The following is a 21,271-nucleotide window of genomic DNA, read 5'->3' on the forward strand; positions in this document are numbered from 1 at the left end:
CTAGTTCAAAAACGCTGCGCGAGGCCCTCCACTTGCAAAAAGAGCACGCATACGTACCTTTTGACCTTCAGAGAACATATACATACACGCATCATTTACATAATCCATATAGTTCATCGTCATATCGTTAGAGCGGCAATTTACAGTTGGGTACGATGGGCAACCGTAATTAGGACCGTTTGAAGATGGTGTATCAGCTACAAAATCATCCTGTCTGCAGCTACCATCACCCCAAATATGACGCAGGTTTAAGTAGTGACCCACTTCATGAGTTGCAGTACGACCTTCGTTAAAAGGAGCAGCTACATAACCGGTACTACCAAAATACTGAGGACCAACTACAACACCATCTGTAGAAGCAGAACCTCCGGGGAACTGCGCGTAGCCCAATATTCCACCACCTATATTACACACCCAGATGTTAAGGTGCGTAGCAGGACTTACCACATCAGAACCGCCATTTGAAGAAAACTTCATTTCGTCACGCGTACCCCAGGATGTACGGGTAGTTGATTTACGGATGGTTTGAGCTAAGGTAAAATTGATATCAGAATCTGCAACCACATCTGCAAACTCAGAAGGAACCTGACTTACATCAGAGTTGGTCGCATTAAAATCTGCATTAAGTACTGCGATTTGAGATGCGATCTGAGCGTCAGAGATGTTCTCATTAGCATTGCTGTAAAGAACGTGTACAACCACAGGGATGTTGATCACACCAAGACCATCATCAACCGGGGGAGTGCTACCTCCACCGTCTCCACCTCCGGAACCGGGTTTTCCTTTACCATTTGTAGATTTAGCCGCGATAAAGGCTCTGGCATTTTTCTCTATGCTGAACATTTTATCGTATAATTTATCATCTTCATTAAGCTGTCTGTTTAAGTTTGCCATTGTAAAACAAACTTTTGGATCTTTTCCTACACTTGATTTACCGTTTGTAAAATCATCGGTATACAAATAAAAGTCGCTCATATCTACGGCAACTTCCTGATCCACACTTTTTTGTACATCGTTATTCTCTTCAACGTTGTCTGTACAGGAGAGCATGGTTACAAATGCTACTCCTAAAGCTAGTGCTGCTTTTTTCATAAAAAATCTGTTATTAGGGTTAATGTTAAGGTGAATTTATAAATACTTAACAATAATTAAACATATTATTCAAGATATTTTAATATCATCCTTAAAATTTTAACACTGTAGCCGGAGTAATTTCGATGTTTCTAAGCCCGCGTTGATTTGCTATATTTGCCGTCTAATGTAGCCTCATGATTAAATCAATGACCGGTTTTGGGAAATCTGTAACCCAATTGCCTTCCAAAAAAATTACGATCGAGATAAAATCGCTCAACAGTAAAAGTCAGGATCTCAATGCCCGAATCCCTTCCTTCTATCGGGAAAAAGAATTAGAACTGCGTAATCTCGTAGCTCAAAAATTACAACGCGGCAAAATTGACTTCAGCCTTTATGTTGAACTTAACGGTGAGGAAACCTCAACTGCTATCAATACCGATGTGGTACGTCAATATATCAAACAACTCAAGGCAGTTACTCCGCATGCCGATGATGTAGAGCTGCTTAAAATGGCTATAAGGCTTCCAGACGCACTTAAGACCGAAAAAGATGAGATAGACGAAGACGAGTATCAGGCTATTTTAAAAGGTGTTGAAGAGGCCCTGGAAAGCATAGACAAGTACAGAGCTGATGAAGGCCAGGTTTTAAAAGAAGATTTTGAACTGCGCGTCAGCAACATTTCAAATTATCTGGACGAAGTAAAAAAAATAGATCCCGAGCGTATGGAAGGTGTGCGTGAGCGCCTCAACAAGGCCGTTGCAGACCTTAAAACCACGGTTGATGAAAATCGTTTTGAGCAGGAACTTACCTACTATCTCGAGAAGTATGACATTACCGAAGAAAAAGTGCGCCTGCGCAATCACCTGGAGTATTTTTCAAAAACCTTAACCTCCCCACAGTCTAACGGAAAAAAACTGGCCTTTATAAGTCAGGAAATGGGCCGTGAGATCAATACCATTGGCTCTAAGTCAAATTACGCACCTATGCAACAGGTTGTGGTGCGCATGAAGGACGAACTCGAAAAAATAAAAGAACAACTTTTAAACGTACTGTAATGGAAGGCTCAGGCAAACTCATTGTTTTTTCGGCACCTAGCGGAAGCGGTAAAACAACCATTGTGCGCTGGTTACTCGCCAAGGAGGAACTCAATCTGGAATTTAGCATTTCGGCCGCTTCACGGGAGCCCAGACCTAATGAACAGGATGGCGTTGATTATTATTTTTTATCGCTTAAAGAGTTTAAAAGACGCATTAAAGCCGAAGAATTTCTCGAATGGGAAGAAGTATACCGCGATAACTTTTACGGCACACTTAAGAGTGAAGTAGAACGCATCTGGAAACAGGGTAAACACGTGATTTTTGACATTGACGTGGTAGGTGGTCTGGATATTAAAAAGCTCTATCCCGAGCGTACACTGGCGGTTTTTGTAAAACCTCCCAGTATTGAAGAGTTAAAAATCAGGCTTAAAAAGCGCAAGACCGAAAGTGAAGACCGCATCAATATGCGCGTTGCCAAAGCGAGTATTGAACTGGCAACCGCTCCGCAGTTTGACCACATCATCGAAAACAACGATCTGGACACCGCGCTCGAAGAAGCTTATGCACTGGTACGCAATTTTGTAAAGGAATAGCTATGAAAATAGGTTTGTACTTCGGCACCTTCAATCCCGTGCATATAGGACACCTCATCATCGCAAACCACTTTGCCGAATACAGCGACCTCGATAAAATCTGGATGGTGATCACCCCTCACAATCCATTCAAGAAGAAAAAAACGCTTTTAGACAATCATCATCGTTATCAACTGGTGCTTGAAGCCGTAGAAGACTATCCTAAAATTGAAGCGAGTACCATCGAGTTTAATTTACCTCAACCCAATTATACTTCAAACACTTTAGCTTATTTGCAGGAAAAGTATCCTGATTATGAGTTTAGCCTGATTATGGGTGAAGATAACCTGCGTACGCTGCATAAGTGGAAAAACTACGAGACACTCCTGGAAAATCATGCAATCTATGTATATCCCCGCGTTGCCGAACAAGCAGACGCAGACCGCCCTAAACTTTTAGAGCATCCTAACATACATATCGTAGATGCTCCCGTAGTAGAAATCTCGGCAACCTTTATTCGTAAAGCAATAAAGGCCGGCAAAAACTGCCGACCCTTATTACCGCAACCGGTATGGCGCTATATTGATGAGATGAATTTTTACCGATCTTAGGTTTGTTGCAAACAACCCAATAAGAAGGCGTGCACGTACATCGCCCAGTTCTTACCGTCAAAAGATTCTCCCTCGGCCCAGGCAGTTTCCTCTCCTTTTGGCCCCTGTACCACCGCGTGAGCAGCAAAACAAAACTCCCAGCTGAATGAATCCTGATAGATTGTATATTCTACCGTATCAATGCCGTTCTCGTGCGAAGCAGCATACTCAAACTTTCCTACCTTGGGATTTCCGGTTTTGGTGACCGGAAACGTTGGATTTTCACAATCAGGACTTAAACTTAAATGCGTTTCCTGCAAAGACCAGCCTTCAAGGGTATGATAAGTAAGCGTCCAGCTACCATCCTGATTTACATCTATAGTAACCTGGCCCACTACCTCATTTTGACCCGCGATCAAATTTCTTGAAAAACAGGCTTCATCCTGTTCTTCTTCAGCATTTGAAAGGGAGGCTTTAAAGTCGGCAACGGTATAAGCAGCAACGCCAGTATCGTCAGACTCATTGAGGGTTTCGGTATCGTCTGAACAGTTTATAAATAAAATTGAAGTCAGAAGAAGAGCTCCTGCTTTGGTAAATGGGTTTTTAAATTTCATAGTATATTGGTTTTAATACTATTTACGAACTGAAGCCTTTGCCGGATTTCTTTACAGGCGTGGTATTTTATAGCCTTCTGAATGCGAATGCCTTGTGCTGAAAGTTTAACATAAAAAAACTCCGAGGAATTGACCTCAGAGTTTTTCAGTATGATTTTATGCGTATTAATCCAGCCTTGGGATGCGTAACATCTGCCCCGGATAAATTTTGTCCGGATCTTTTAGCATAGGCTTATTGGCCTCAAAAATCACCGGATATTTCATGGCATTCCCATAGAATTTTTTAGCGATTTTACTCAAGGTATCTCCAGATTCAACGGTGTGGAATTGCGCTTCAGGTTCTTTGTGCTCCACATCGATACGGTCGTCTACCTGAGCGATACCTTCAACGTTACCCACTACCAAAACCACTTTTTCTTTAGTCGTCTGGTCTTTGGCTTTACCTGCAACGATTACCATTTCTCCTTTAATATCAAGCTGAAGGTTTTCGACCTCAAGACCTAAGTCCTGAATGGTTTCTTTTAAAGAAGCTTCTGCCTTGCGATTTGCTGCTTCTGAGGCGGCTGCTGCTTCCGCTTTCTTTTCGGCAGCTTCTTCAGCTGTACTTTTACCTATGCCTATTTTGGCTCCGGCGTTTTTAATAAATGAAAATAATCCCATAATTTTTTGATTCTTTCCGGTTTCCCGGGATTAGTTAGTCTTAATTGAAATGAAAATTACAAAATCAACACTTAAGACTGCGTCAAGACTTCGGTAAATCTATGTGAATATTTAAGCCCACACAGCTTCATTCACCGCGTTTACCGCTACTTAAAACACAAAATCGCCCTGTCATTTACACGACAGGACGATTTCAACTAACTAACCAACCAAAAAATCTAACTATTTACTTTTGCTTTTTGCCGTTTGCAACTGCTTAATACTTTGTTCAATTACAGCCTGCTTCAACCTGCTCTTACCTTCTTCGGGTGTTTTATAGGTTATATAGCCTTTTCCTCTAAAGCGGTATTCACTTCCCGATGCGGGGTGATACAGGGATATTGTGCTATCATCAAGGATTGATAATTCAAAAAACTCATTTTCAAAATAATCATAATCTAGCGTAAGCGTCTTCAAGAGCGCGTTTCCGGCAACATTTTGCACATCATAAATACCGGTATAATCCCAATACAGATTATTCACTGAAGTACCTCTCACATCTTGCGAGCTCTGAAAGTTTCCACCCCCATTAGCCGGATAAAAGCTTAAAAAGTTTTCTGCATCAAACTCATTTGAAACCCCACTTGCCGAAGTATAAATCTTTTCCCAGGCTGCATATTCCTGCAAGAAGAAATGGATGTTGTCGTAAAAAATACGGTCGTAATCAAAGTTAGAACGCTGATAGCCTTTTAAGAAAAAGGAAGTCTGCGTAGGTCTGTGATAGAGTTCAATTGTATTTCTATTGACCTGGATCACTTCAAACGAATAAAAACCATCTATGTCGTGACTAATATCCAGATCGTAATCAAAAATATCATAATACCCTACTTCGATACCATATCCCGCACCCTGATTACCTATACCGGCGAGATTGTTATTTGCCCAGACATCTCCACTTAAAAATGAAAGCGTAAAGGCCTTCTCCATAAACGGAATATTGCCGTTACCTTGTGTCTGATTGATGTCTACGTACCAGAGCTCGTAGTCACTTAGTACTACAGATAAAGGTACTGCCGGTTCTATTATTTCATCTTCAATATAAACATCGCTCACACACGAAGTAAATACGCCAAGAAACAGAGCCAGGCCTCCAAGTAATTGTATTGCTTTCATAATTGTTCTTCTTTAAGTTATCACTTCTGAAATCTTCTTTGCGCTATGCACCAAAGTCCTTCAGCTTAACTAATTCTTAGCCTTGACGTCTTGCCTGAATTGTACTATCAGGTATTCAAAGCCTGTGCCAAAAAATTAAAGCGATGTTTTTCAAGATTTTAGGTCCGCTTTAAAATCTGTACATTTAGGGAGAAGAAATTCTTAAAAAATCACCGTTATAAAATTGATTTTTAGGAAGCTGCTTCGTTTATAATCCTAACCTCATATGAGGTAAATCTTAAGTTATTATGGCCTTAAAATTTGGTGTTATTGGGGGAGGTAGCTGGGCTACCGCCATTGTAAAAATGCTTTCCGAAAATCTGGATGAAGTAGGCTGGTATATGCGCAGCGTTTATGCCATGGAGCATCTTAAAAAGGAACAACACAATCCCAATTACCTGAGTGCCGTAGAGTTTGATACCACGAGGCTCAAGCTGAGTAATGATATCAACGACATAATTGATTATGCAGACTACCTGATTTTTGCAATTCCCTCTGCATTTGTGGGTAAAGAACTTGAAAAGGTGAGCAGCAATTTTAAAAACAAAATTGTTTTTTCGGCAATCAAGGGTATCGTACCCGAAACCGGTAAAATCGTTGGCGTACACTTTCACGATGCTTACGATATTCCGTATGAAAATATTGGAGTCATCACCGGACCCTGTCATGCCGAAGAAGTTGCCCTCGAGCGGCTTTCTTATTTAACCATCGCATGTGCTGATGAGGAGCACGCAAAAGTTATGGCCAAACATCTGGGCAGCGACTACATCAACACCACAATCACTGACGATACTATAGGCACCGAATATGCCGCAATGCTTAAAAACATTTACGCCATTGCAGCGGGTATTGCCCATGGTCTGGGTTATGGTGATAATTTTCAAAGTGTGCTGATGAGTAACGCCATACGCGAGATGAAAAAATTCATCAAAAAAGTGCATAAGATGAAACGTAACATCAATGATTCAGCCTATTTGGGAGATTTGCTGGTGACCGGGTATTCGGTATTTAGTCGCAATCGTATGTTTGGGAATATGATAGGTAAAGGCTATACCGTAAAAAGCGCACAGATGGAAATGAGTATGGTGGCCGAAGGGTATTATGCAGCCGAAAGCGCCTATAAAATCAAGGAGAAAACCGGAGCCAAAACACCTATAATAGATGCCGTTTACGAGGTTTTATACAAAGGAAAAGATCCTAAAAAGACTTTTAAAAAGTTAACGGAGAAATTGGATTAAAATCAATCTTTATCCTTGATTCTTTGCAGTTCCTGTATGTCTAACAAATCTTTAGGCCTTCCGGATTTCACTTTGCTGGTAATTAAATCCTCATATGCCAATACCCTCCAGTTGAGTTCAAAATTATTTTCAGAAGTAGCAACTATCGAATCTTCATAAGCCTCATCAAAAGATTTATTGACTGAAAAATTAGTGATTAGCTCAAGATTTAAAGAGTCTGGAGAAAACTTTACCGAAATATTTTGCTGTTGCTTTTTTACAGCCTCCGGAAAATCGTCCAGATCGTATCCCAGTTCATTAAAAACCTGAACTAAGTTTTTAAAATTAGTCTCAGAAGTTTCTATCCAAAAATCGACATAGGCCGAATGCCTCTGTTAGCCGTGGAAATTTACCGCTCCGCCTCCCACCATTATTAGCCTGACTCCTTTACTCATACATAGCCTTAAGAAATCATGTATTTCATAATCCCATAAATTATTCATTTTGAGATTTCTTTTCTAAAATAAAATTAGACGGATTTGGCTGTCGTCGCCGCGACACAGGAAATTGGTTTACATCGCTGCAAAGTTTTAAAAAAGCATAAAAACGTTGTGAAGGACTCAACTTAAGAAATGCTTGTTCCTGTGAGGCTTTACTTTCGGATTTTGTAGTGAATGTGATATTCATACCACTAAAGTTAAGAAATAAACTAGGATGCCAACACCCCTTCTTTGGGCATCACGGGGATTGGCCCTGTTGTTTCATCAGAAATGGATGAAGCCTGAAAAACAAATTTCTTTTCAAAAAGGGTTCCGCCCAGAAAATAGGTTACTGCAAACTCATTAGTCAACTCGAGCACACTATCTTCTATAAATTCGATTTTAGCATAGCCCTTAGCCGGAAGTAGTTGCAATTTATGCCGCATCTGGCTGGTCACTTTTTGATCGTTGTAACCGTTAGAAACAATAAGCACCAGTTCCAGCGGTTCGTTTAGATCGTTAATGATATAGGCGTTCCAGTCATTGGTGCGGTGGGTTTCATTAAACTCCTTTACAGCAGCCACATAAACGCCATCGCTTTTAGGGATATCTATATCCTTCCGCATAATTAGTCTGTTTTAACCTTCCACATAATCCACAATGCCAGTATGGCTATTACCATTATTACCAGGAAAACACTCCCGATCATAATTTTAATAACGCCAATTGCAAAAGTCAGCACGGCAATTACCACTGCGACAAAAATGAGGAAACCTATTATACCATACTTTTTCATAACCAGAATTTTAAGAATACATCCGGTACAAAAGTCGCTTTAAAAGCTATAGGGCACTCTTAAATTGTTCCAAAAACCTCAGATCATTTTCACTAAGCAAGCGAATATCTGATATCTGATGCAGCAAAAGCGCAATACGATCTATGCCCATACCAAAGGCAAAACCGCTGTATTCTTTAGGGTCTATACCGCAATTGCTTAATACATTAGGATCAACCATTCCACAGCCCATAATCTCCAGCCATCCGGTTCCTTTGGTCATACGGTAATCGGTTTCGGTTTCCAGTCCCCAGTACACATCTACTTCGGCACTGGGCTCTGTAAACGGAAAGTATGAAGGACGCAGGCGTATCTTACTTTTCCCGAACATTTCGGTAGTAAAATGCTGCAAAGTTTGCTTTAAATCTGCAAACGAAACATCCTTATCTATGTACAAACCTTCCACCTGATGGAAGAAGCAATGCGAACGCGCCGAGATCGCCTCATTGCGATACACACGACCCGGAGAAATGGTGCGTATAGGCGGCTTATTGGCTTCCATATAGCGTACCTGCACAGATGACGTATGTGTGCGCAATAAAATATCGGGATCTGTCTGAATAAAAAAGGTATCCTGCATATCACGTGCGGGATGGTATTCGGGCAGATTAAGCGCGGTAAAGTTGTGCCAGTCGTCTTCAATCTCAGGCCCTTCCGAAACATTAAAACCGATTCGGGCAAAAATATCTATAATCTCATTCTTAACGATAGAAATAGGATGTCTTGAACCCAAAGAAACAAGATCACCGGGACGCGTAAGATCACCGTAAACTCCTTTTTCTTCAACGGTTTCCAGGTCTGACTTTAGAGCATCTATACGTTCCTGAACAACAGCTTTGAGTTTATTTATGGTCTGGCCAAACTCCTTTTTCTGTTCGTTTGGTACATTTTTAAATTCTGCAAAAAACTCATTAAACAGACCCTTTTTCCCTAAATACTTAATGCGGAAAGCTTCCACCTCATCTAAGGAGCTTGTGGTAAAGCTTTTTGCTTCGGCAATACGCTCTTTTATTTTATCTAACATAGTTTAAGAGTTCAATCTGATGGCCCTTTCTTCAGCATCTGGACTGAAGTGGATAGTGACTTATTTATATAATGCCCTTACGGACTTTTGAAGGCACAAATTTAGGAAATCCCTTCGGCTTGTGCTTTATTGTCCATGAAAATATAGTTGAGAATGCAAAACACAGCCATTCCGCCCAGAAGATGCCACAGCCAGTGGGTTCCCATCCAGAAGATATCAAACTCAAGACGCTGATCTATAAACCGGAAACCAATCGCACAGGCAAATATGATAAATCCCGAAAATGCCCAACCCGCGTGCCTCCAGTGGGTTTTACTCAAATAGCCAACAACCGGTATTAAGATGGAAAGCGCGTTGATGAGATAACCCAGATTATGCTCAATATTTTCAGGTACGGGCAAATAGCGCAATCCTATAAAAGCCGCTCCAATAGCGACGATAAACAATATGCGCTGAGGCCAGGTGTCTTTCCACTTAAAAATGAAATAGAGAACGGCCAGAAAACTCAGTCCTCGTATGGGCACCCAGTCTAGTAACAGCCAAAGCTCTGCACTGCGCAGACCATGATAAAGCGTGCCGCCTACATACCCTACAAAAATGAGCGGGATTGTGATCATTAAAAACCAATGCTGCCTGGGTTTGTTATAGATCTTCAAAAAGAAGTACAGGACGATAAACAGAAAAATGAAATTACTGTAGGTATTAAATGGCTCTACAGGGAATCTGCCGGCGACCGTCTCTTTATAGATAGGCCCGGAATCGTTAGGAAACGTACGTTGTAACAGATTTAAGAACAGCAATGCCTGGCAGATTAATGAATCAATTCTTTTTCTAAAAAGTAATTTACAATGGCTTCTTTCATCAGCAGGGATTGTTCCCCGGCTTTGAGGGGAGGTAGTGGCTCCAGCATTTCATAATGAGGCCAGCCCTCTTCATCCTGATAATCAAACCGGTAAAACCCAAAAGGCTCCAGTAAACGACAAATGGCGATGTGCATTAAATTGATTTTATCATCTTTTTTAAAGCGCATTCCGGGTTTACCCAACTCCTGCACACCTATCAAATAGATAATTGCGTCCAGGTCAAGTCGCTCGCCGTCTGCAAAACGCGCCGCAAGCTTGGTGACTACCTGTTCCCAGCGCTCCTTAAGTTGTTCATCTCTTGCCATGCCGCAAATATAGTCAAGAAGCACTAGTCTTAAAGCTAATGTCTGCATGAAACGCTTCAGGCCTTTTTGAGTGGGCCCTGACTTTAGAAAAAATGTATATTTAGCCTATGAATTATTTAGACATTATACTCGGAGTCTTTTTACTTCTGGGTTTATACAAAGGCATAAAAAACGGGTTGCTCCTGGAGCTGGCCTCCCTGCTTGCACTTATTCTTGGGGTTTATGGCGCCATTCATTTTTCATTTTACGCTGCAGATTATCTCAAGGACCGCGTAGAATGGGAACCTGCGACGCTTAATCTCATCGCTTTTACGGTGACCTTTATTGTCATTGTACTGGTTATTACCCTGACGGGAAAACTACTCACCAAACTCGCCAAACTCATAATGCTGGGCATCCTAAACAAGATTCTGGGGGCCGTGTTCGGGCTTCTGAAATCTGCATTTATACTGAGTGTTTTGTTGATGTTTATCAACTCAATTACCGCACGATTTAATCTTATTCAGGAGGAAACCAAAGAAACCTCTGTGCTTTATCCGTTTGTTGAGCCAATTGCGCCGCTGGTGCTTCCTAGTCTTCTCCAAGAGATCGAAATCTTACGTAATGAAGAACCTGAGCAGCAAGAACCCCCTATGCAGACCGAAACCATTTAATTAAAAAACCCCGAGTGCAATACATCCGGGGTTTTTAATTTTAATGAGCAGGCACCATTTATGCCGGTGTACGGTATTCTTCAATTTTTACTTCTTTGAAAAAGGCCTCGTAACTCTCGGGATTTTCAATAGTACCCCGTTCAGAGATAATCTTAACGTTGATGTTTTTGTCATTGGCCCTAAAACGGAAGTCATCGAGGATTTCGATAATATCATGATCCAGATAACGGGTTTTACACACATCAATTTCCAGATACGAATTGGGCTCCAACTTGTCCAGTTCTTTTAAAATCGCTCCCTTATTGATGAACGTGACCTCTTCGGCAAGAGTCATTTTTACCACTTTTATTCCGGTTTCCTTCTCATCGCGAATGTGCAAAAAGTGCGAATTCTGGTAGTTCTTGATTAAAATCACCACGATACCTACTGCAAGGCCCATGCTGATACCAATGAGCAAATCGGTAAATACAATTCCCAAAACCGTAATCATATAGGGTACCCATTGTTTCCATCCTAAAGAAAACATACGCTTAAGGGTAGACGGTTTTGCCAGTTTAAAACCTACTAAAAACAGAATTGCCGCAAGTACCGAAAGCGGAATAAGATTCAAAATGTTTGGCACTAAAATAACCGAAATCAACAACAGAAATCCATGCAGAATAGCAGACATTTTAGTCTGACCTCCTGACTGAATGTTTGCCGAACTACGCACGATAACCTGGGTCACAGGCAGACCACCTATCATTCCAGAGACGATATTCCCGGCTCCCTGAGCAAAAAGCTCACGGTTGGTAGGTGTGGTGCGCTTTTTAGGGTCTAATTTGTCTGTCGCCTCTACGCATAAAAGCGTTTCTAAACTGGCAACCAGCGCAATCGTAAAGGCTGTAATCCACACCGCTGGCTCACCGATAATAGAGAAATTGGGAAACGTAAACTGCGCGATAAAATCCCCGAAATTTTCTGGTACCGGTACAGAAACCAAATGCTCCTGCGCAATACCCCATTCTCCTGAATTCTGAGTGACTAAATAATACACAATACCTAAAGCTACTGCAACCAAAGGTCCTTGAATAAGTTTAAAAAACTTTCCTTTTTTACTGAGCACGACATCCCAAAGTATGAGTATTCCCAGGCCAATAGCCGCTATAAGCGTAGCTCCGGGACTTATATTACCTATAATATTTCCCAGTTCTGAAAAGGTATTTTCGCCATCTACCTGAAAGAAACTCCAGTCGCCTTCCGGGTCTGCATCATAGCCAAAGAAATGTGGAATTTGCTTAAGAATGATGATGATCCCAATACCGGTAAGCATTCCTTTAATAACCGAAGATGGAAAATAATACCCAATTATACCTGCTCTGAGGACGCCAAAAAGCAACTGAATTACACCTCCCAGCACGATAGCTACTAACAGATTTTCATACCCTCCAAGGGTTGTTATTGCCGCAAGAACAATTGCGGTAAGTCCGGCTGCCGGACCACTAACTCCCAGGCTTGAGCCACTTATGGCTCCCACCACGATACCGCCTACGATACCTGCTATAAGCCCCGAAAATAATGGGGCTCCGCTCGCCAGCGCGATTCCCAGACAGAGCGGTAAGGCCACAAAGAAGACCACTACTGCTGAAGGGAAATCATTTTTTAAATGTTTAAACATGATGTTTTGGTTTTAGGTTATTCTAACTATGCTGCCGCTTTTCTAAAAGCCGGCAGGTCTAATAAAGGTTGATTATTATTGCAGATCAGGACGGGCTTATCGTTTTAAAGAGCATCCAGTCTGTATATTTCCATAATGTTGCGAAGTATATTCTCAAAATCAATATTCAGGTCTATCAACTTCCCGGAATGAATGTCAAACACCCAGCCGTGAACCGATAACTTACGGGTGCGTATTGCTTTCTGAACATCGGCCGTTTTAATCACGTTCACACACTGTTCCTGAACGTTTAGCTCCACAAATTTTTTGTAACGCTCTTCCTCATCTTTGATCTCATTGAGTTCGTCTTTATGTATACGGTACACGTCACGTATGTTTCTAAGCCAGGGATTGAGCAGTCCCAGGTCTGCAGATTGCATTGCGGCCTTTACGCCCCCGCAGTAATAATGCCCGCAAACCACAACGTGCTCTACCTTAAGATGTTCTACGGCATAGTTGATCACAGACATCGAATTAAGGTCGGTATTGGGAACCATATTCGCAATATTGCGGTGTACAAAAACATCCCCGGGGCCCACGCCCATAAGCTCTTCAGAAGATACCCGGCTGTCACTGCAGCCTATGTACAGTATTTTGGGCGACTGACCCTCAGATAGTTTTTTAAAGTAATTAGGTTCTATACTCAGGCGTTGCTTTACCCACTCTTTGTTGTTTTCAAAAATCTTTTGAATATCCATAATTTAAAATTGGTTGCGGTTGTTTAAAAATAGTGGTAATATATACATCAGCCTCAACCCCACAGGGAGTTTGGCTACTATGCATGTAAATATTAAAATTAATTATTTTTTGGAGGTGGAGAAATCAAGTCAAGGTAGACCGAATCAGGAACCACTGAAAAATGCAGCGGTTCGGGAGCAATTACTTCAACGATGTTGAATATGGTGTAGGCTGAGTCTGAATTTTTACTGAACTCATCTTCTGTGTCAAATACACTCCCCAAACCTCGCTCGTCATCAATACCGTCTAGCATACACCATTTATCCTGATGCTCAAAAGCGCGCACCAAAACCGGAGTGATTAGAAAAATTACAAAAATACTAAGCAGTAAAAAGGATTTGGTTGTCAAGGATTTGGTTTTGGCTAAGCCTAGTAAATTTATAAAAGTTATATTGAATTACTATCAATATAACTTATTATCTACAAAAGCTTTATATCAGACACAGGAATCCAACCTTCCTTACCGTCTGCCAATTGAATCATCGCCCAGTTTACATCCTGCTCCAGCACCCGCACCTTTGTACCTTCATGCAGGACAAAGCTGCTTTCACCCGCAAGATTAGGGGCGTTTTTTATTTCAGCCTCCGGCGAAAAAATCACAGCAAAAATGCGGTTTCGTTTTTCCGATTGGGATTGAAAAGCCAAAGTAAGACTCAATAAACCCAGTCCTAAAGCCAGAAAGGAAACCGTAAAAAGGGTGCGCTTTAGGGAAGTGGAAGCTATAAAGTAGTAAAACAGGAAACTTAGAGTAAATAAGCCCAAAAGCGCTACGGTTAATACCGCCCAGCCATCTACACTGAATAAGCCCAACACTGCGCGATACCATTTTTTGAAGATATTTTGAGGCAAGGGCGTAATAGCATCTACCGTCATATTCTGGGCAAACTCCAGATTGTTTTTTATTTCCTGATCGTTGGGTTTTAACTGAAGTGCTTTTTCATAATTATAAATACTGGGAGCTATACGGTTAAGCTTATAGTTCGCGTTTGCCAGATTGTAATAAACGGCTGCAGACTCATAACCGGCATCCAAAACTTTTTCGTAGTTCTTAATGGCCTCTTCATAATTGTTCTGGGCATATTGAGAATTTCCGGTTTCGAATAACTGTTCCGGGGTCTGGGCGTGTGACACAAATGCCACAAACAACACCACAAATGCAAAAATCAGTTGGGTTGCATTGCATCTGAATCCTGAGCTTTTCGGTCTAAAAAATTCTATATTCTTAATCATTTTTATAGCGATTTTAAAACCTTACAATTGCTTATCTATATCTGAAATAACCTGTGACGCCTGATCGTAATCGTGCTGCATCGCAACACTGCTAGCCGGGGTATAACGGGCAAATTCACAACTTTCCAACAGTTTGAGGAAGCTTGCCGTAGTTTCTACCGTTACTCCGCGTTCCTGTAATAACTGGCTGATACGCTCTTTACTCATCTCACTGGTTTGGATATTGAGCCTTGCCTTAAGGTAATTGTGCAAACATTTCTCTAAAGCCAGATAAAACGCGGTCTGATCGCCCAAATTCTTTTTGGCATCGCCCAGGTATTTGCGCGCCAGTTTATCTGCCTTGCGCAATCTGTTGCCTTTAATGTCATTTTGATATTCACGTCTCTTACGACCAAAAAATATCACCAGCGGAATCAAAAGAACCGGTGTTCCCAGCATACTCCAGAAGATTGTGCTGCCAAAAAAAGATTCCTGATTTTTTGAGATGAGGTTTGCCTCCGATTTGATGTAGCTAAATTGCTTCTGAGCCTCAACCGGCACTTTATTGTTGTTTTGTGCCAGAGTAGCAGGGCCATTCTCCACATCAATGATAATTTCATCGCTGCTCAGGGTTTTGTATTGCTCTGTCGCCGGGTCAAAGTAGGAGAAATTTATAGGCGGAATAGGATAATTCCCCTTTTGCTGAGGCACGATGGTATAACGCTGTGCATTTTTACCACTCATCCCATTAACAGAAACCCGAATATCCTGCTCGTTTTCGGGCTCGTAAACTTCCAGAGAACTGGGCAATTTAGGCTTGGGCAGATTAAACAGTTTCAGGTTGCCATTACCTTTAGCACTTATGGTAAGATCTAGAGCTTCCTGCGCATCCAATTTGGTTTTACTAGCTGTAACGTCAAAATCAAAAGTTCCTACGGCTCCGGTAAAGCTTTCAGGTTTTCCGGCTTCAGGAAGGGGCTTCACCTTTACTTTTCGCGTAGGCGCACTCACCTTAATCTGTGCCGGACGCAGAATGCGCATCCCAAATATATCACGGCGATTGGTAGGAGCTTCCACATTGATATTAAGCGCAAGCGGCTCTATGGTGAGTTCGCCGGTTTTTTGAGGATACAACAACGTACGTCTTAAAATCACATAGCGATAGGGCTTACCGTTAAAGCTGCCATCGTAAATTTTAAACTGCTTTTCATCAATACTTTGATTCCAGAAGTCCGAAAATTTTGGAGCTTCAACCTCATTCCAGCCGGTCACAGATGTTTCTCTGGAAACGTACAATTTGTACACGACCGTAAATGCTTCATTGAGATAGGGATCAGATTTTGAAACCTCAGCAACCAAATGCACATTTTCTGCCGCTGCAACCGCAGGATCATTAGGATCTTTGGGTACATCAACGGCTCCTGTCACAGTAATCTCTACCGGAAGGGTTTTATAGGTAGTACCGTCAATATCAATCTCAGCCTGACCTATTTTTAATTTTCCGGTGGCATTAGGCTGTAAAAAGTAGGAGAAGGTCTTCGAAAAACTTGCCCTCCCGTTTACCCATTGTTTGCTGATGCTTTGGTTAGGACCACCCACAACGGTAAATCCCTGAAAACTGGGTGGTCTAAAATTGTCACCATCCTGATTCATCTCAAAATCTACACGCAGACGCTCATTGACTCCAAGCGTCTCTTTACTCACCCGGGCATCAAATTCCACCTGAGACCAGGCCGTAAATCCTGAAAAAATCAGGATCAGTAAAAGTTTTAACTGCATCTTCATCATCATTGCTGCTTTTAACTTAAACTAATTACCAGTCTTTATCTGTTTTTACTTTGGCACCTTTAACTTTCTCGGCATTTATTTTTTCCTGTACCTTATTTTCTTCATTCTTCATGGCCTCAAGCAAGCTTTTTACCTGCTGGGGTGAAAGCTGTCCCTGACCCGGCTGTGGCTTAGGCTGTTCTTTAGGTTTGTCACCGTTTTCTCCTTGATCTTTCTGATCGCCTTCCCCGTCCTTAGGTTTGCCTTTATCTTCCTCTTTATCCTCGCCTTTGTCGCTCTCTTTGTCTCCGTCACCCTCTTTAGGCTTACCATCATCGCTTTCCTTGTCGTCGCCTTCTCCATTCTGATCTTTCTGATCCTGGTTTTGGTCCTGATTCTCATCGTCTTTATTATCGTCACCGCCGCCGCCGTTTTTCTCTTCCTCTTTTTTAGCAAGGGCTAAATTGTAACGGGTCTCGTCATCTGTAGGATCGTTGCGCAAGGCATTTTTATAAGCCTCTACAGCTTTCTTATAATCTTTTTGCTGATAGAATGCATTACCCAGGTTATGATAAGCTTTATGCTTCTCTGCTTTGGTTGTGGCTACTTCAGCTGCCTGAAGGTAGCGTGTCATACCCTCATCATACTTTTTGTTTCGGTAGTAGTTGTTGCCCATATTGTATTTTGCCGCCACATTTCCCGGGTCTTTAGCAACAGCTTTGCGATACGAGGTTTCGGCAGCAGAAAATTCTTTAGACACAAACTCTTTATTGCCTTCAGCAACAAAATCCTGTGCCTCGAGAATGGCAGGATTGGGTTTTTCGCTTTGCGCGAAAAGACTCCCACTCATCAATACTGTAAAAATTGCTACTAGTTTAATCGCTCTCTTCATCTTCAAAATCCTATTTTTCTTTTTTGTTTTCGTTAAATAAGTTGAGTTTACGTACCCAGGCGGTTTTACGCTCAAGCAGAAACACATCCAAAAATAACAAGAATAATGCCGCGCCTACAAACCACTGAAACTGGTCTTTAAAGTCGGCAAATTGCTTGGCCTCAAACTCTTTTTTATCCATCTGGCCAAAAGCGGTGCTCATCTTGTCAACCACTTGCTGAGTGCTGTTGCCATCGATGTATTCTCCATTAGCCTCATTGGCGATTTCCTGCAAGGTTTCAGGATTGAGCTTTGTGATCACCGTCTCGCCTTCCTGATCTTTTTTGTACGACTGCACCACACCATTACGTTTTATGGGAATGCGCTCTCCGGCTTCGGTACCTACGCCTATGGTAAAAATACGAATGCCCTCTTCCTGTGCAGACTCTGCAATCGCTGCGGCATTACCTGCGTGATCTTCCCCGTCTGATATGATTACCAAAACCCGGTTGGTCTGTTCGGCATCATCATAATAGGTTTTGGCCAACTCAATAGCGTCTTTGATTGCCGTTCCCTGACTCGAAAGCATATCGGTATTCATCGCGTTGAGGAACATTTTGGCACTGCTGTAATCGGTCGTGATGGGCAATTGCGGATACGCGCTACCGGCATAGGCGATAATTCCCACGCGGTCGCTTCCCAGGTTGTTGATGATTTGGGTTACCAGCTGCTTGGCTTTTTCCATACGGCTGGGCGCAATATCTTCGGCATCCATACTTTTAGACACGTCAACGGCAAACACCACATCAACTCCCTCTCGTTTTACCGTCTCGAGCTTGGTGCCAATCTTGGGGTTTACCAGCGCAATAGCCATAAGCGCGATAGCCAGACAAATCAAAACCAGTTTTAAAACCGGCTTAAAAACCGAGCGCTGTGGGGTAAGGGCACCCAGTAACTCGCGGTTGGCTACAAAGCGTTTTTGCGCATTGCGTTTCCAGAGGCTTACTGCCAGAAACAGCAGTACCACCACCGGAATGGCAAGCAGGGCCCAAAACCATATTTTTTCTTCCAATAAATACATAGAAGCTTATCTATTATTATTGTTATTATTTATTTTTTCGAATCTGCTTCGATGCCAAATTCAGCTTGTTGCATCATTTGAATTTCACTCAGCAGCCGTTATAAAATCTTCTACACAAAACTCCTGAAAACCGTGAAGCGCAACAGCAATTCAAACAAAAGCAACAGCCCTGCCAAAATCACCAGCGGACGATACTTTTCTTCATAATTGGTGTACTTAAACTCTTCGACATCTGTCTTTTCAAGCTTATTGATTTCGGCATAAATCTGCTCCAGTTTTTCGTTATCCGTCGCCCGGAAATACAATCCGCCGGTCTCGTCTGCAATCGTTTTGAGCAATTCCTCGTCAATTTCAACCGGGATTCTTCCGTAAATAAAACTTCCGTCAGATCTTATATTTGTGGGCGAAAGCGCTGTCCCGTTTGTCCCCAGACCTATAGTATACACTTTAATGCCGTATTCCTGAGCAAGCTCACTGGCTATAGCAGGCTCAATAAAACCGGCGTTATTCACCCCATCGGTCATCAAGATGATCACCTTGCTGATGGCCTTACTATCTTTTAAACGGTTAACCGACGTTGCCAGACCCATCCCGATAGCTGTACCGCCTTCAATGATGCTGTTGTACTGTACATCTTCGAGCGAACTCAACACAATGGCTTTATCGCTGGTGATGGGTGTACGCGTATAGCTTTCACCCGCATATTCCACCAGACCAATACGATCGTTGGGACGCTGGCGGATAAATTCTGCAGCCACATCCTTTAACGCATCAAGCCTGTTAGGCCGTAAATCACGCGCAAGCATACTCGCCGAAACGTCAATCGCAATCACGATATCTATACCTCGTGTGGTTTTAGAGCGCGTTGACACATCAACATTACGTGGACGCGCCAGAGCGGTTATGAGACAGGCCAAAGCGAGTAATCTTAAAATAAAGAGCACGGGCCGCAGCTTTGCCAGCAAACCACTTCCTGCTTTAAAACCTTTGAGGCTCGAAAGTTTTACCTGTGCCGTGAGTTTATTCCGTTTCAGGAAATACCAGAGCGCAGCAATTGGCAAAGCCAAAAGCAGCCAGAAAAATTCAGGATTTTGAAATTCAAAATTACTTAACATTAGTAGGTACTGTTTTTTGAAGTTCTACTGAATTGATGATGCGTTGCGCCATCTGAGCGGCATACTGATCGTCTTCACGCCAGGCTACCAGCACCTGCTGAAGCACTCCCGGAGTTGTGAAAAGCAGGAGTTCATATTCACCGGCATCAAAGTTTTTCTTATTCAAGGTCTGCGGGAACTCACCCGAGCCAAAAACACGTAAGCCTTCCGTTCCTTCAGGGGTCGTGTATTTTTCGGTTTTAACAACCAGATTTTTAGCGCCGCTGGCTTCAAGAGTGCTAATCATTCCCTGAACCGCGCCATCCAAATTAGCTTCTTCCTTGCTGTTAAAACGCGCATTGTTTACTACTACATAAAACTGGTCAATAAGACTTCCGTAGGCAAATGAATTCATATTAACCTGCATCGCAATGGAATCAGGCAGAGGCACTACGGTGCGCTCCAGCACGCGGGGCGTACTTACAATAACGGGCGGATAGCCGTATTCACTGCGCACCCAATCGCCTTCCAGCAAATCTTTAGACGGGTGACCTATGAAGTTGTCTTTTACAAAATCAAAGCCTTTGGTGGCGATTAAAATACCGGTTGAGATTAGCAGTATGGCAAAGACTCCCAGCACGCCGGTAAGAATCAATTTGCGCTTGCGGCGTTTGGCCAAAGCTTCGCGGTAGGCGGCATCGCGCATCAGTTCCTCTTCGGTAGGCTCGGGAATTGATTCTTTGGTTTCCTTTACAATTTCTTCAGCCACAAGACGGTCTGCCTGCGCCTGGCCTTCACCAGGTACAGTACGTGCGAACTTGGTAAGATCGGCACGTTTTAATATCTGGTCAAGCTTTAGAATGGTCTCTTTGCTCAGGTCAATTCTACCCTTCTGCTTCTCTTCAAGCAGGCGTTCAATAAGTTCACCCGAAGTACTTTCCATAGAACGGTCGTAAACTTCCTCGTCCAGGTAATGCCGTACAATATCGGTAAGTTTGGAATAATAGGCTTTTGAAACTTCCTGGTCAGAAAGTCCGCGACCCGGGGTTTTGAATTCCTCATCAAGCGCTTTAAGCGAAACCATCGCCTGCTCAAAAGGAGGCAGTTTGCGCTCAGCTTCCGCCTTTTTGCGATTGCGTCTAATGATAAAAAACAGGAAAACACCAATTACAATCGCAAGAATTAAAAAGTACAACAAATACTCCCAGATTTTACTGGTAGCACGTTCAACCTCCACAATTTCCTTGATATCGTAAAGACCCTGCTTGGTAGTATCTACTAAGACATTATTAACCTCAACCCGAATCGAATCGGTATAAAACGGCTGCTGATTGATGCTGATTACCTGCCGCGGAATGGTATAACTCCCGCTGTCAAACTGGGTAAGCCCGTAACGCTTGATCAGGTTCATTTTGGCTCCCGCAAATGAAGTGTCTGTTTTGTAGGTTTCGATTAACTCGAGCGGTACAAAGCTTTGACCTTCGGGAAACATAACAAGATCTGTAGAGTCTGCCTCGACATTTACGGTATAGGTTATTTGCTCGCCAATGAGAATGTTTGTGCTGTCAACCGCAGCTTTCACCTGCTGCGCCTTTAGATCACTTCCGCTTAAAACAAGCAGTATAAAAAGTCCCAAATAGAAAAATTTGGTCTTCAGGTTGCCAAAAATTAGGGTTGTTTTAGGCTTATCGTTCATCGTAT

General features: G+C 42.4%; 25 protein-coding genes. 5 read left to right on the forward strand and 20 right to left on the reverse strand.

The window, feature by feature from the left end; translation table 11 throughout:
• Complete coding sequence (locus LLW17_RS03720; RefSeq protein WP_228228920.1) at positions 1-1,092, reverse strand: zinc metalloprotease; 1,092 nt, start codon at positions 1,090-1,092, stop codon at positions 1-3.
• 176 nt (positions 1,093-1,268) lie between these two features.
• Between LLW17_RS03720 and LLW17_RS03725 the strand changes: the two genes are divergently transcribed.
• The 3 genes from LLW17_RS03725 to nadD are packed head-to-tail and all read left to right on the forward strand — an operon-like array spanning position 1,269 to position 3,294.
• Complete coding sequence (locus tag LLW17_RS03725) at positions 1,269-2,129, forward strand: YicC/YloC family endoribonuclease (RefSeq protein WP_228228921.1); 861 nt, start codon at positions 1,269-1,271, stop codon at positions 2,127-2,129.
• Complete coding sequence (gene gmk / locus LLW17_RS03730) at positions 2,129-2,704, forward strand: guanylate kinase (RefSeq protein ID WP_228228922.1); 576 nt, start codon at positions 2,129-2,131, stop codon at positions 2,702-2,704. The genes LLW17_RS03725 and gmk overlap by 1 nt, the downstream gene beginning before the upstream one ends.
• A gap of 2 nt (positions 2,705-2,706) precedes the next feature.
• Positions 2,707-3,294 carry a nicotinate (nicotinamide) nucleotide adenylyltransferase gene (gene nadD, locus LLW17_RS03735; RefSeq protein WP_228228923.1) on the forward strand — a complete coding sequence of 196 codons (588 nt, stop codon included), beginning with the start codon at positions 2,707-2,709 and terminating at the stop codon, positions 3,292-3,294.
• Here nadD and LLW17_RS03740 read toward each other — a convergent pair.
• The 3 genes from LLW17_RS03740 to LLW17_RS03750 all read right to left on the reverse strand — a co-directional run bounded on the left by LLW17_RS03740 (position 3,291) and on the right by LLW17_RS03750 (position 5,699).
• Positions 3,291-3,887: a hypothetical protein gene (locus tag LLW17_RS03740; protein ID WP_228228924.1), complete on the reverse strand. Its 597-nt coding sequence runs from the start codon at positions 3,885-3,887 to the stop codon at positions 3,291-3,293. The two genes, nadD and LLW17_RS03740, sit on opposite strands and share 4 nt — an antisense overlap.
• 165 nt (positions 3,888-4,052) lie before the next feature.
• Complete coding sequence (gene lysM, locus LLW17_RS03745) at positions 4,053-4,547, reverse strand: peptidoglycan-binding protein LysM (protein ID WP_228228925.1); 495 nt, start codon at positions 4,545-4,547, stop codon at positions 4,053-4,055.
• A gap of 222 nt (positions 4,548-4,769) precedes the next feature.
• The gene (locus LLW17_RS03750; RefSeq protein ID WP_228228926.1) at positions 4,770-5,699 is read right to left on the reverse strand and encodes a nicotinic acid mononucleotide adenyltransferase; all 930 of its coding nucleotides are present in this window, start codon (positions 5,697-5,699) and stop codon (positions 4,770-4,772) included.
• Positions 5,700-5,986: 287 nt separating this feature from the next.
• On the opposite strand from LLW17_RS03750, the gene LLW17_RS03755 reads away from it, so the two are divergent.
• Positions 5,987-6,976, forward strand: a complete 990-nt coding sequence (locus LLW17_RS03755) for an NAD(P)H-dependent glycerol-3-phosphate dehydrogenase (protein ID WP_228228927.1) — start codon at positions 5,987-5,989, stop codon at positions 6,974-6,976.
• Positions 6,977-6,978: 2 nt separating this feature from the next.
• On the opposite strand, the gene LLW17_RS03760 is transcribed toward LLW17_RS03755, so the two are convergent.
• The 7 genes from LLW17_RS03760 to LLW17_RS03790 form a co-directional block, all read right to left on the reverse strand.
• Positions 6,979-7,320: a DUF6036 family nucleotidyltransferase gene (locus LLW17_RS03760; RefSeq protein WP_350355194.1), complete on the reverse strand. Its 342-nt coding sequence runs from the start codon at positions 7,318-7,320 to the stop codon at positions 6,979-6,981.
• Between the two features lie 130 nt (positions 7,321-7,450).
• Positions 7,451-7,642 carry a hypothetical protein gene (locus tag LLW17_RS03765; RefSeq protein ID WP_228228928.1) on the reverse strand — a complete coding sequence of 64 codons (192 nt, stop codon included), beginning with the start codon at positions 7,640-7,642 and terminating at the stop codon, positions 7,451-7,453.
• Positions 7,643-7,664: 22 nt separating this feature from the next.
• Positions 7,665-8,060, reverse strand: a complete 396-nt coding sequence (locus tag LLW17_RS03770) for a hypothetical protein (RefSeq protein WP_228228929.1) — start codon at positions 8,058-8,060, stop codon at positions 7,665-7,667.
• Positions 8,061-8,062: 2 nt separating this feature from the next.
• On the reverse strand, positions 8,063-8,230 hold the full coding sequence (locus tag LLW17_RS03775; RefSeq protein WP_228228930.1) for a hypothetical protein: 168 nt from the start codon (positions 8,228-8,230) through the stop codon (positions 8,063-8,065).
• A 46-nt stretch (positions 8,231-8,276) separates the two neighbouring features.
• Positions 8,277-9,293 (reverse strand): phenylalanine--tRNA ligase subunit alpha, encoded by a 1,017-nt coding sequence (pheS, locus tag LLW17_RS03780; RefSeq protein WP_228228931.1) that lies wholly within the window; start codon positions 9,291-9,293, stop codon positions 8,277-8,279.
• Between the two features lie 101 nt (positions 9,294-9,394).
• On the reverse strand, positions 9,395-10,093 hold the full coding sequence (locus tag LLW17_RS03785) for a hypothetical protein (protein ID WP_228228932.1): 699 nt from the start codon (positions 10,091-10,093) through the stop codon (positions 9,395-9,397).
• A gap of 11 nt (positions 10,094-10,104) precedes the next feature.
• Positions 10,105-10,461, reverse strand: coding sequence for a hypothetical protein (locus tag LLW17_RS03790; protein WP_228228989.1), 357 nt, complete (start codon positions 10,459-10,461; stop codon positions 10,105-10,107).
• A gap of 107 nt (positions 10,462-10,568) precedes the next feature.
• On the opposite strand from LLW17_RS03790, the gene LLW17_RS03795 reads away from it, so the two are divergent.
• Positions 10,569-11,114, forward strand: coding sequence for a CvpA family protein (locus LLW17_RS03795; protein ID WP_228228933.1), 546 nt, complete (start codon positions 10,569-10,571; stop codon positions 11,112-11,114).
• Positions 11,115-11,172: 58 nt separating this feature from the next.
• Here LLW17_RS03795 and LLW17_RS03800 read toward each other — a convergent pair whose 3' ends face one another.
• The 9 genes from LLW17_RS03800 to LLW17_RS03840 form a co-directional block, all read right to left on the reverse strand.
• Positions 11,173-12,771 carry a SulP family inorganic anion transporter gene (locus tag LLW17_RS03800; RefSeq protein WP_228228934.1) on the reverse strand — a complete coding sequence of 533 codons (1,599 nt, stop codon included), beginning with the start codon at positions 12,769-12,771 and terminating at the stop codon, positions 11,173-11,175.
• A 104-nt stretch (positions 12,772-12,875) separates the two neighbouring features.
• Positions 12,876-13,508 carry a carbonic anhydrase gene (locus LLW17_RS03805; protein WP_228228935.1) on the reverse strand — a complete coding sequence of 211 codons (633 nt, stop codon included), beginning with the start codon at positions 13,506-13,508 and terminating at the stop codon, positions 12,876-12,878.
• 98 nt (positions 13,509-13,606) lie between these two features.
• On the reverse strand, positions 13,607-13,897 hold the full coding sequence (locus LLW17_RS03810; RefSeq protein ID WP_228228936.1) for a hypothetical protein: 291 nt from the start codon (positions 13,895-13,897) through the stop codon (positions 13,607-13,609).
• 71 nt (positions 13,898-13,968) lie between these two features.
• A complete protein-coding gene (locus tag LLW17_RS03815) occupies positions 13,969-14,778 on the reverse strand; it encodes a tetratricopeptide repeat protein (protein WP_228228937.1) in 810 nt (269 codons plus the stop codon).
• Positions 14,779-14,799: 21 nt separating this feature from the next.
• Positions 14,800-16,542, reverse strand: a complete 1,743-nt coding sequence (locus LLW17_RS03820; protein ID WP_228228990.1) for a BatD family protein — start codon at positions 16,540-16,542, stop codon at positions 14,800-14,802.
• A gap of 28 nt (positions 16,543-16,570) precedes the next feature.
• The gene (locus tag LLW17_RS03825) at positions 16,571-17,416 is read right to left on the reverse strand and encodes a tetratricopeptide repeat protein (RefSeq protein WP_228228938.1); all 846 of its coding nucleotides are present in this window, start codon (positions 17,414-17,416) and stop codon (positions 16,571-16,573) included.
• A gap of 10 nt (positions 17,417-17,426) precedes the next feature.
• Positions 17,427-18,476 (reverse strand): vWA domain-containing protein, encoded by a 1,050-nt coding sequence (locus LLW17_RS03830; RefSeq protein ID WP_228228939.1) that lies wholly within the window; start codon positions 18,474-18,476, stop codon positions 17,427-17,429.
• Between the two features lie 110 nt (positions 18,477-18,586).
• Positions 18,587-19,591 (reverse strand): vWA domain-containing protein, encoded by a 1,005-nt coding sequence (locus LLW17_RS03835; RefSeq protein WP_228228940.1) that lies wholly within the window; start codon positions 19,589-19,591, stop codon positions 18,587-18,589.
• Positions 19,581-21,266 carry a hypothetical protein gene (locus LLW17_RS03840; RefSeq protein ID WP_228228941.1) on the reverse strand — a complete coding sequence of 562 codons (1,686 nt, stop codon included), beginning with the start codon at positions 21,264-21,266 and terminating at the stop codon, positions 19,581-19,583. Before LLW17_RS03840 ends, LLW17_RS03835 begins: the two co-directional genes overlap by 11 nt.
• Positions 21,267-21,271 lie beyond the last annotated feature (5 nt).

Origin of the sequence: Leeuwenhoekiella parthenopeia, from assembly GCF_020782115.1 — a bacterium.
Lineage (GTDB): Bacteria > Bacteroidota > Bacteroidia > Flavobacteriales > Flavobacteriaceae > Leeuwenhoekiella > Leeuwenhoekiella parthenopeia.